General features: G+C 70.1%; 9 protein-coding genes. 5 read left to right on the plus strand and 4 right to left on the minus strand.

The genetic code is table 11. From position 1 onward, the window contains the following. From CCN39_RS39215 to sucC, 3 genes are all read right to left on the minus strand, one after another. On the minus strand, window positions 1-212 hold a 212-nt coding region (locus tag CCN39_RS39215; RefSeq protein WP_167455315.1), incomplete at its 3' end, for a LysR family transcriptional regulator. Then, a complete protein-coding gene (gene sucD / locus CCN39_RS39220; RefSeq protein ID WP_086851033.1) occupies window positions 212-1093 on the minus strand; it encodes a succinate--CoA ligase subunit alpha in 882 nt (293 codons plus the stop codon). The genes CCN39_RS39215 and sucD, both read right to left, overlap by 1 nt. A 3-nt stretch (window positions 1094-1096) precedes the next feature. Beyond that, on the minus strand, window positions 1097-2242 hold the full coding sequence (gene sucC, locus CCN39_RS39225) for an ADP-forming succinate--CoA ligase subunit beta (protein WP_086851035.1): 1146 nt from the start codon (window positions 2240-2242) through the stop codon (window positions 1097-1099). 246 nt (window positions 2243-2488) lie between these two features. On the opposite strand from sucC, the gene CCN39_RS39230 reads away from it, so the two are divergent. The 5 genes from CCN39_RS39230 (at window position 2489) to CCN39_RS39250 (ending at window position 10509) form a co-directional block, all read left to right on the plus strand. After that, window positions 2489-4219 carry a thiamine pyrophosphate-binding protein gene (locus CCN39_RS39230; RefSeq protein WP_208630588.1) on the plus strand — a complete coding sequence of 577 codons (1731 nt, stop codon included), beginning with the start codon at window positions 2489-2491 and terminating at the stop codon, window positions 4217-4219. 14 nt (window positions 4220-4233) lie between these two features. Beyond that, on the plus strand, window positions 4234-5463 hold the full coding sequence (gene frc, locus CCN39_RS39235) for a formyl-CoA transferase (protein ID WP_086851037.1): 1230 nt from the start codon (window positions 4234-4236) through the stop codon (window positions 5461-5463). A 1-nt stretch (window position 5464) separates the two neighbouring features. Then, window positions 5465-7591, plus strand: a complete 2127-nt coding sequence (locus CCN39_RS39240; RefSeq protein WP_086851039.1) for an acetate--CoA ligase family protein — start codon at window positions 5465-5467, stop codon at window positions 7589-7591. Between the two features lie 105 nt (window positions 7592-7696). After that, window positions 7697-9076, plus strand: coding sequence for an OFA family MFS transporter (locus CCN39_RS39245; RefSeq protein WP_086851041.1), 1380 nt, complete (start codon window positions 7697-7699; stop codon window positions 9074-9076). Between the two features lie 53 nt (window positions 9077-9129). Further along, complete coding sequence (locus CCN39_RS39250; RefSeq protein ID WP_086851043.1) at window positions 9130-10509, plus strand: OFA family MFS transporter; 1380 nt, start codon at window positions 9130-9132, stop codon at window positions 10507-10509. A 30-nt stretch (window positions 10510-10539) separates the two neighbouring features. On the opposite strand, the gene CCN39_RS39255 is transcribed toward CCN39_RS39250, so the two are convergent. Further along, window positions 10540-11200, minus strand: a 661-nt coding sequence (locus CCN39_RS39255; RefSeq protein ID WP_086851045.1) for a GntR family transcriptional regulator, incomplete at its 5' end; no start/stop codon positions are given.

An 11200-nucleotide genomic window follows, 5' to 3' on the forward strand; every position in this document is an offset into this window, starting at 1 on the left:
GCCGCCCGGGCGGCGGGGACGAAAGCCTCGCCCGCGGGCGTCAAGACCACCCGGTGCGTCGTGCGGTGGAACAGCGGCGTGCCCAGGTCCCGCTCCAGCGCCCGGACCACTGTGGACACCGTCGACTGGACCGTCCGCAGGCGCTGGGCGGCCGCCGTGAAGCCGCCCTCCTCGGCGACCGCCACCACCACCGCCAGCTGGCGGAGCTCCATCAGCCCAGTAACTCGCGGGCCAGCGCCGCCGTCTCGCTCGGCGTGCGTCCCACCCGGATTCCCGCCGCTTCCAAGGCTTCCTTCTTGGCCGCCGCCGTGCCCGCCGACCCCGACACGATCGCGCCCGCGTGGCCCATCGTCTTGCCCTCCGGGGCGGTGAAACCCGCCACGTACCCGACGACCGGCTTCGACACGTTGGCGCGCACGAACTCCGCCGCCCGCTCTTCGGCGTCGCCGCCGATCTCGCCGATCAGGACGATCAAGTCGGTCTCCGGGTCCTTCTCGAACGCCTCGACCGCGTCGATGTGCGTCGTGCCGATGATCGGGTCGCCGCCGATGCCCACGCAGGTCGAGAAGCCGATGTCGCGCAGTTCGTGCATGAGCTGGTAGGTCAGCGTGCCGGACTTCGACACCAGGCCGATCCGGCCCGGGCCGGTGATGTCGGCCGGGATGATCCCGGCGTTCGACCGGCCGGGGGAGATGACGCCCGGGCAGTTGGGGCCGATGATCCGGGTCCGCCCGCCGGCCGCGACGGCGTGCGCCCACAGCCGCGCGCTGTCGTGCACCGGGACGCCTTCGGTGATCACCACCGCGAGTCCGATGCCCGCGTCCACCGCTTCGATCACGGCGTCGGCGACGAACGGCGGCGGCACGAACAGCACGCACACGTCGGCCCCCGTGGCCGCCATCGAGTCCGCGACACTGCTGAACACGGGCAGCGAACGGCCGGACAGCTCGACCTGCTGCCCGGCCTTGCGCGGGTTGACGCCGCCGACGACGTTCGTCCCGGCGGCCAGCATCCGCCGCGTGTGCTTCGCGCCTTCGGAACCGGTGATGCCGGAGACGACGATCCGGCTGTTCTCGTCCAGGAAGATGGCCATGGCTCAGACCTCCGCGATCGCGAGCTTCGCCGCCTCGCGGGCGGCGTCGTCCATGGTGGCCACCACGGTGACCAGGGGGTGGGCGGCCTCGGCGAGGATCCGCCTGCCTTCGGTGACGTTGTTCCCGTCGAGCCGGACGACCAGCGGCTTGGTGGCGCGGGAACCGAGGATCTCCAGCGACCGCACGATCCCGGTCGCCACCGCGTCGCACGCGGTGATGCCGCCGAAGACGTTGACGAACACGCTGCGCACCTGGGGGTCGCCGAGGATGACGGTCAGCCCGTCGACCATCACCTCGGCCGACGCCCCGCCGCCGATGTCGAGGAAGTTCGCCGGCCCGCGCGCACCGGCCTCGGCCGCGGCGGCCGCCACGACGTCCAAAGTGGACATGACCAGCCCGGCGCCGTTGCCGATCACGCCGATGTCGCCGTCGAGCTTGACGTAGTTGAGGCCCTTCGCCCGGGCGGAACGCTCCAGCGGAGCACCGTCCGAGGTGTCGTCGAACGACGAGGAGCGGCGGAAGGCCGCGTTGTCGTCCACCGTGATCTTGCCGTCCAGCGCGACGATTCCGGTGGCGGTGCGGGCCAGGGGGTTGACCTCGACGAGCGTGCAGTCCTCGGCGACGAACACGTCCCACAGCTTTGCGACGACGCCGGTCACCTCGCCGCGGACGTCGGCGGGGAACGCGGCGGCCACCGCGGCCGGGTCGACGCCGGCGAGCGGATCGACCGGCACGCGGACCAGGGCGTCCGGCCGGGTGGCCGCGACCTCCTCGATCTCCATCCCGCCTTCGGCCGACGCCATGGCGAGGAACGTCCGCCCGGTCCGGTCGAGCAGGAAGGACAGGTAGTACTCGTCCGCGATCTCGCTCGCTTCGGTCACCAGGACGCGGTGCACGGTGTGCCCCTTGATGTCCATCCCGAGGATGTCGTCGGCGGCCTGCTCGGCGTCGTCGGCGGTCCGCACCACGCGGACGCCGCCCGCCTTGCCGCGCCCGCCGGTCTTCACCTGGGCCTTGACCACGACCGGGCCGCCGAGGGCGACCGCGGCGGCCCGCGCTTCGGCCGGATCGGCGGCGACCCGGCCACGGGGGACCGGCACGCCGTGCTTCTCGAAGAGATCGCGGGCTTCGTGTTCGAAGAGGTCCATGCGGGAGCGTCCTTTCCGCGGCGGGGCAGGGCGAAGGGCGTGGAGTGGTGGTCCGCGGGGGCCGGTTTCGAGTCCGGAAAAACCCTGCGGATGGCCCTGGACACGGGCTGCTTGAAGAGTGACTATATGCCTACCCCATACGGTATGCAATCTACAGTCTGCCGCGAAGGGGCCGCTGACCTCGGAAAAAGGTGACACGCACCGCCGGACAAGAGAGATCCGGTGGCGGACCAGAGGAGTTGAGCCATGGCGCTGACCACTTCCGGCACCACCGCGGGGGAGAGTGCCGCAGCGACGAACGGCGCCGAACCTGCCGGGATATCCGGCGGCCACCTGGTGGCCAAGGCGCTGAAGGCCGAAGGGGTCGACACGATCTTCACCCTGTGCGGCGGGCACATCATCGACATCTACGACGGCTGCGTCGACGAAGGCATCGAGGTCATCGACGTCCGCCACGAACAGGTCGCGGCGCACGCGGCCGACGGCTACGCGCGGATCACCGGCAAGCCCGGCTGCGCGGTGGTCACCGCCGGGCCGGGCACCACCGACGCCGTCACCGGCGTCGCGAACGCGTTGCGGGCGGAATCCCCGATGCTGCTGATCGGCGGCCAGGGTGCCCTGACCCAGCACAAGATGGGGTCCCTGCAGGACCTCCCGCACGTGGACATGATGACGCCGATCACGAAGTTCGCCGCCACCGTGCCGCACACCGCCCGCGTCGCCGACCTGGTGAGCATGGCCTTCCGCGAGGCCTACGCCGGTGCGCCCGGACCGTCCTTCCTGGAGATCCCGCGCGACGTCCTCGACGCGCGCGTACCCCTGGAGAACGCCCGGATCCCCGAAGCCGGCCGCTACCGGGCGTCGACGAGGAACGCGGGTGACCCGGCGGACGTCGAGAAACTCGCCGACCTGCTGGTGCACGCCAAGAAGCCGGCCATCCTGCTCGGCAGCCAGGTCTGGACCACCCGGGCGACCGGGCCGGCGACCGAGCTCGTCCGGACGCTGAACATCCCCGCCTACATGAACGGCGCCGGCCGCGGCACGCTGCCGCCGGGCGACCCGCACCACTTCCAGCTCTCGCGCCGCTACGCCTTCGACAACGCCGACGTCATCGTCATCGTCGGCACCCCCTTCGACTTCCGGATGGGCTACGGCAAGCGGCTGTCGAAGGACGCCACCGTCGTCCAGATCGACCTCGACTACCGCACGGTCGGCAAGAACCGCGACATCGACCTCGGCATCGTCGGCGACGCCGGCCAGGTCCTCGCCGCCGTCGCCGAGGCCGCGTCGGGACGCACCGACAACGGCGCCGTCGGCCGCAAGACCTGGCTCGAAGAACTCCAGGCCGTGGAGGAGAAGGCGAAGCAGAAGCGGCTGCCGCTGCAGCACTCCGACGCGAGCCCGATCCACCCGTACCGGCTGGTCCACGAGATCAACGAGTTCCTCACCGAGGACTCGATCTACATCGGCGACGGCGGCGACATCGTCACCTTCTCCGGCCAGGTCGTCCAGCCCAAGTCGCCCGGACACTGGATGGACCCCGGTCCACTCGGGACGCTCGGCGTCGGCATCCCGTTCGTCCTGGCCGCCAAGCACGCTCGCCCGGACAAGGAGGTCGTCGCGCTCTTCGGCGACGGCGCCTTCAGCCTCACCGGCTGGGACTTCGAGACGCTCGTGCGGTTCGACCTGCCGTTCGTCGGCATCGTCGGCAACAACTCCTCGATGAACCAGATCCGCTACGGCCAGGCCGCGAAGTACGGGCTGCCGCGCGAGCGCGTCGGCAACACCCTCGGCGACGTCCGCTACGACGAGTTCGCGCGGATGCTCGGCGGCCACGGCGAAGAAGTCCGCGACCCGGCCGACATCGGGCCGGCGCTGCTGCGGGCGCGGGAGTCCGGCAAGCCGTCGCTGATCAACGTCTGGGTCGATCCCGACGTGTACGCCCCCGGAACCATGAACCAGACCATGTACAAGTGAGCGGAGGCCAGAGCATGGGCAAGGCACTGGAGGGCGTCCGCGTCCTCGACATGACCCACGTGCAGTCCGGACCGTCGTCGACGCAGCTGCTCGCCTGGCTCGGCGCGGACGTGATCAAGCTGGAAACCCCCGGCCGCGGCGACATCACCCGCGGCCAGCTGCGCGACCTCCCCGGCGTCGACAGCCTCTACTTCACGATGCTGAACGCCAACAAGCGCAGCATCACGCTCAACATGAAAAGCGCCGAGGGCAAGGAAGTCTTCGAGCGGCTCGTGTCCGGAGTGGACGTCCTGGTGGAGAACTTCGGCCCGGGTGTGGTCGACCGGTTCGGCTATCCCTGGGAGAAGCTGGCCGCGCTCAACCCGCGGCTGGTCTACGCCTCCATCAAGGGGTTCGGTCCCGGCCGCTACGCCGACTTCAAGGCCTACGAAGTGGTCGCGCAGGCGATGGGCGGCGCGATGAGCACCACCGGCTTCGAGGACGGGCCGCCGACCGCGACCGGCGCGCAGATCGGCGACTCCGGCACCGGCATCCACCTGGTGGCCGCCATCCTCGCCGCGTTGTACCAGCGGACCTCCACCGGCCGCGGCCAGCGCGTCCAGGTCGCCATGCAGGACGCCGTGCTCAACCTGTGCCGCGTCAAGCTGCGCGACCAGCAGCGGCTGGCCCACGGCCCGCTGGGGGAGTACCCGAACGACCAGTTCGGCGACGAGGTCCCGCGCTCGGGCAACGCCTCCGGCGGCGGCCAGCCCGGCTGGGCGGTCAAGTGCGCGCCCGGCGGGCCGAACGACTACATCTACGTGATCGTCCAGCCACCCGGCTGGGCCCCGCTCGCCCGGCTGATCGGCAAGGCCGAGCTGGCCGACGACCCGGCGTGGGCCACCCCCGAGGTCCGGCTGTCCAAACTGGACAAGATGTTCGCCCTCGTCGAGGAGTGGACCGAGAAGCACACCAAGTGGGAGGTGATGGAGAAGCTCAACGCCTGCAACATCCCGTGCGGGCCGATCCTGTCCACGAAGGAACTGATCGAGGACGAGACCCTGGCCGAACTCGGCTCGGTCGTCGAGGTTCCGCACCCCGAGCGCGGCAGCTTCAAGACCGTCGGCTGCCCGCTGAAGCTGTCCGACTCGCCGGTGGAGATCGAACGGTCGCCGCTGCTCGGCGAGCACAACGACGAGGTATTGACCGAACTCGGCTACAGCGAAGCGGAACTCGAGAAGTTCCGCGCGGCAGGGGTGATCTGACGTGGCGGATCGCGCGGCGGTCGAAAAGATCCTGGAGCAGGCGGCGGCCGAGGGCCGGTCGTCGCTGACCGCGCCCGAGGGGCGTGCGGTCTGCGAGGCCTACGGCATCCCGACGCCGGCCGAGCGGCTGGCGACGACGGCCGAAGAAGCCGTGGCCCACGCCGAAGCCATCGGACTGCCGGTGGTGCTCAAGATCGTCTCGCCGGACATCCTGCACAAGACCGAGGCCGGCGGCGTGCTCGTCGGCCTGAAGGACGCCGAAGCGGTGACGGCGGGCTTCGCGCGGATCGTCGGGAACGCGAAGGCCCACGACGCCGGAGCGCGGATCCTCGGCGTCCAGGTGCAGCAGATGCTCACCGAGGGCCAGGAGGTGATCATCGGCTCGGTCACCGACCCGACGTTCGGCAAGATCGTCGCCTTCGGCCTCGGCGGCGTGCTGGTGGAGGTCCTCAAGGACGTCACCTTCCGGCTCGCGCCGACGAGCACCGAAGAGGCCCTGTCGATGATCGACGGGATTCAGGCGGCCGAGATCCTCCGGGGCGTCCGCGGCGCGGATCCGGTCGACCGCGCCGCCCTCGCCGCCGTGATCACCGGTCTCGGCGAGCTGGTCACCGACTTCCCACAGCTGTCGGAGGTGGACCTGAACCCGGTGCTCGCCACCCCCCACGGGGCGACGGCGGTCGACGTCCGGATCCTGGTCGACCCGGACGCGGCGAAGGAGCCGCACCGGTTCACCCAGGAGGAGATCCTCGCCTCGATGAACCGGATCATGAAACCGGCGTCGGTCGCGGTGATCGGCGCGTCGGCCGAAGCCGGGAAGATCGGCAACTCGGTGATGAAGAACCTGGTCAACGGCGGGTACGCGGGGGAGATCCACCCGATCAACCCGAAGGCGGCCGAGATCCTCGACCGCAAGGCCTACGCGAGCATCACCGACGTGCCCGGTGAGGTCGACGTCGCGGTGTTCGCCATCCCGGCGAAGTTCGTTCCCGCGGCGCTCGAAGAAGCGGGCCGGAAGGGCGTGGCGGGAGCGATCCTCATCCCGTCGGGCTTCGGCGAGACCGGCAACATCGCGCTGCAGGACGAGGTCGTCGCGATCGCCCGCAAGCACGGCGTGCGCGTCCTCGGGCCCAACATCTACGGCTACTACTACACGCCGGAGAACCTGTCGGCGACGTTCTGCACCCCGTACGACGTCAAGGGCGGCGTGGCCCTCTCGTCGCAGAGCGGCGGCATCGGGATGGCGATCCTCGGGTTCAGCCGCTCGGCGAAGATGGGCGTCTCCTCGATCGTCGGCGTCGGCAACAAGGCCGACATCGACGAAGACGACCTGCTCACCTTCTTCGAGCACGACGAGAACACCGAGCTCATCGCCATGCACCTCGAGGACCTCAAGGACGGGCGCGCGTTCGCGGAGACGGCGAAGCGGGTCTCGCGGCGCAAGCCGGTCGTGGTGCTCAAGGCCGGCCGGACGTCCCAGGGTGCCAAGGCGGCGAGTTCGCACACCGGCGCGCTGGCCGGCAACGACAAGGTCTACGACGACATCCTGCGCCAGAGCGGGGTGATCCGGGCGCCCGGGCTGAACGACATGCTCGAGTACGCCCGCGGGATCCCGCTGCTGCCCACCCCGCAGGGCGAGAACGTCGTCATCATCACCGGGGCCGGCGGCTCCGGGGTGCTGCTCTCGGACGCCTGCGTCGACAACGGCCTCGACCTGATGGCGATCCCGCCGGACCTCGACACGGCGTTCCGGAAGTTCATCCCGCCGTTCGGAGCGGCCGGCAACCCGGTGGACATCACCGGCGGCGAACCGCCCTCGACCTACCGCAACACGATCGCGCTGGGCCTCGAGGACGACCGCATCCACGCCCTGATCCTGGGCTACTGGCACACCATCGTCACCCCGCCGATGGTGTTCGCGGAACTGGTGTCCGAAGTGGTCGGGGAGTACCGGGCGAAGGGCATCCACAAGCCCGTCGTCGCGTCGCTCTCCGGGGACGTCGAAGTGGAGGAAGCCAGCGACTACCTCTACGAGCACGGTGTCGTCGCCTACCCGTACACGACCGAAAAGCCCGTGGCCGTGCTCGGCGCGAAGTACCGCTGGGCGCGGGCGGCGGGCCTGCTCTGAACGACCCTCCACAGGGGCTGGCCCACTCACCGGGAAAGGACGAGGATCCACCGCGCACGACGGCAGCAGAGGGACACGAGTCAATGGTGACGAAAGAGAACTCTTATGACCGCAGCCACGTACCAGGAGATCACTGACCAGAACGGAAGAGTCTACCGCGTCGGCGAGTCCGACCGGGACATCATGGGCAGACCCCGGTGGACGATGGTCGTCCTGCCCTGGGTGGCCATGATGGCCATCAGTTCCTCCGAATACGCGTTCACTTCGGCCGAGGACACGCTGTCCTCGGCGCACGGCTGGCACGGCGCGCACATCTTCTGGCTGCTGGCCGTCTGGGTGTTCTTCCAGGCCGCGGTCGCCTTCCCCGCGGGCAAGATGCGGGAAAGCGGCCGGCTGTCGGCCCGGTCGGCGATGCTGCTCGGCGCGGTCGGCACCGTGCTCGGCTACCTCGCGCTGGCCTACGCGCCGACCGTCTTCTGGGCCTACCTCGGCTTCGGCCTCTTCGGCGGTGGCGGGGCCGGGTTCGTCTACGCGACCTGCATCAACATGGTCGGCAAGTGGTACCCGGAGCGCAAAGGCGGGAAGACCGGCTTCGTCAACGGCGGGTTCGCCTACGGCTCCGTCCCGTTCATCTTCATCTTCACGAACTACCTCGACCTGGGCAACTACGGCACCATCCTGCCCGCGGTCGGGCTCTTCCTGGCCGCCGCCGTCGCGATCAGCGGGTTCTTCTTCCGCGACCCGCCGAAGAACTGGTGGCCGGCGCACGTCGACCCGCTGAAGGTGCCGGACGACCCGCGCGTGCGCCGGTCGCTGGCGAAGAACCCGCCCGCGGTCAAGCAGTTCACGCCGCGGGAGGCGCTGAAGACCGGGATGCTGCCGCTGATGTGGATCTGCCTGCTGTGCACGGCGGGGGTCAACATCTTCGGCATCTCCGCGCAGGTCCCGTTCGGCAAGGAAATGGGCTTCGCGGGCGGAATCGTGGCGCTGGCGATGAGCCTCAAGGCGGTCATCAACGGCGCCGGGCGCGGGGTGATCGGCTGGATCTCCGACCGCTACGGGCGGCGGCAGACGCTGCTGCTGGTCTGCGTGGTGCTCGGGCTGGCCCAGGTCGCGGTGTACCTGTCCGGCTCGATCGGCAGCATGCCGCTGTTCCTGCTGGCGTCGATGGTTTCCGGGTTCGGCGGCGGGGCGATCTTCCCGCTGTTCGCCGCGCTGACCGCCGACTACTTCGGCGAAAACAACAACGCCAGCAACTACGGCCTCGTCTACAGCTCGAAGCTCGTCTCCGGGATCGTGGGCGCCGGCCTTGGGAAGCTGGTCATCGACGGGTGGGGCTACGGCCCGGCCTTCTACCTGGCCGCCGGGACGAGCCTGCTCGCCGCCGGTCTCGCCCTGTTCCTGCGCCAGCCGGGCCGCAAGCCCGGCGGGATGCGCTCCGGGCTCGCCGAAACCGAGCTCGTCGTGCGCCCCGCCACCGGCTGACGGCCGGCAGAGCGGCAGACGACCCGAACCGGCGCGGACGAAAGAGACCTTTCATGACCACAGCTCAGTACCAGGAGATCACCGACGAGAACGGACGGGTGTACCGGGTCGGGGAGACCCCGCACGACATCATGGGGCGCTCGCGCGGCTGGATGGTGTGGCTGCCCTGGATCGCCATGATGGCGGTCAGCGTCTTCGAGTACGGCTGGGGTGCCGTCGAAGGCACCCTGGAGGAGAAGTACGGCTGGACGCTGTCGGACGCGTTCTGGCTGGCCAGCATCTGGGCGGTGTTCCAGGCCGCGGTCGCGTTCCCGGCCGGGCGCCTGCGGGAGAAGAACATCGTGTCGGCGCGGACGGCCATGCTCGCCGGCGCGGTGTGCAGCGCGATCGGCTACTTCACGATTTCGCACAGCGGCAACCTCGTGCTGGCGTTCGCCGGTTACTCGGTGCTGGGCGGGATCGGTGCCGGGCTGGTGTACGCGACCTGCGTCAACATGGTCGGCAAGTGGTACCCCGAGAAGCGCGGGGCACGGACCGGGTTCGTCAACGGCGGCTTCGCCTACGGCGCCGTCCCGTTCATCTACGTGTTCGCCGCCTTCCTCACCCCGGCCAACTATTCGACGATCCTCGACGTCATGGGCGTGTACATGCTCGTCGCCGTCGGGATCTGCGGGTTCCTGTTCAAGGACCCGCCGAAGAGCTGGTGGCCGAAGGACGTCGACCCGCTCACCTGGGTCCGCGACCGGAAGTCCGCGACCGGGGGACTGGCCAAGAACCCGCCCGCGGTGCGGCAGTTCTCGCCGATGGAAGCGGTCCGGACCGGCATGCTCCCGCTGATGTGGGTGTGCCTGGTGATCATCGGCGGGGTGTCGCTGTTCGGCATCAACTTCCAGGTGCCGTTCGCGAAGGTGAGCCACTTCGGCGCGTTCGTCGCGGCCTCTTCGGCCGGCGTGCTGGCGATCGTGAACGGCACCGGCCGGGCGGTCGTCGGCTGGGCGTCGGACAAGCTCGGGCGGCGGCAGACGCTCACCCTCGTGCTGGTGATCGCGGCCGTCGCGCAGTTCGGCGTGCTCTACGCCGGGAACACGCACAACCTGGTGCTGTTCATGGTGTTCGCGTTCCTGACCGGGTTCGGCGGCGGCGCGTTCTACCCGCTGTTCGCGGCGCTGGTGCCGGACTACTTCGGCGAGAACAACAACGCGTCGAACTACGGGCTGGTCTACAGCGCGAAACTGGTCGGTGGCGTCGGCGGCGGCGGGCTCGCCGCCGGGGTCATCAGCGTGTGGGGTTACACGGGCGCGTACATCCTCGCCGGGTGCATCGCGCTCCTTTCGGCGGTGCTGACGCTGTTCCTGCGCCAGCCCGGCCGGAAGCGCCACCAGCTCGCCGAAACCGAGCTGGTGGCGCGACCGTCGGCCGCTGCCGACGGCTGATCCGGTTGGTGCTCCCCGGTCCTGCCGAAATCAGGATCGGGGGGCTTCCGGACGTTCGTGGTAGGCCTGGCGGGTCCGTTCGGTGTGCTTGGCCATCATCTTCTCGGCCGTTTCGGCGTCCTGGGCGGCGATGGCGGTGATCAGCTCTTCGTGCTCGTGCCAGGCGTCCTGGCCGCGGGGCCGGGCGATCGGCGTGTAGTACCAGCGGACCCGGCGGTCGACCAGGCCGATCAGCTCCGCCAGCACCTTGTTCCCGGACAGTTCGGTGATGAACGCGTGGAGGGCGGCGTTGGCCGCGACCAGGCCCTCGGTGTCCTCCTGGGCGAGCGCTTCGAGGCCGGCCTGCTGCAGTTCCCGCAGGCGGAGGACGTCGGCCTCGGTGGCCCGTCCGGCGGCGAGCTTCGCGGAGTGCGTCTCCAGCACGCTGCGGACGCTGAGCAGCTGGTCGGCCTCCTCGTCGGTCGGCAGGTGCACGAACGCGCCCTGGGCGGGGCGGAGGTCGACCCAGCCTTCGCTCTGCAGCCGCTGCAGCGCCTCCCGGACCGGCTGCCTGCTCACGCCGAGGTACTCGGCGAGGTCGGCCTCGACCAGGTGCTGCCCGGGTTCGAGGGTGCGGTTGATGATCAGTTCGGCGAGTGCTTCGTAGACGACCTGACGCAGCGGTGCGGGCCGCTCGACGCGCTTGGCGGCG

This window comes from Amycolatopsis kentuckyensis, from assembly GCF_002155975.1.
Classification (GTDB): domain Bacteria; phylum Actinomycetota; class Actinomycetes; order Mycobacteriales; family Pseudonocardiaceae; genus Amycolatopsis; species Amycolatopsis kentuckyensis.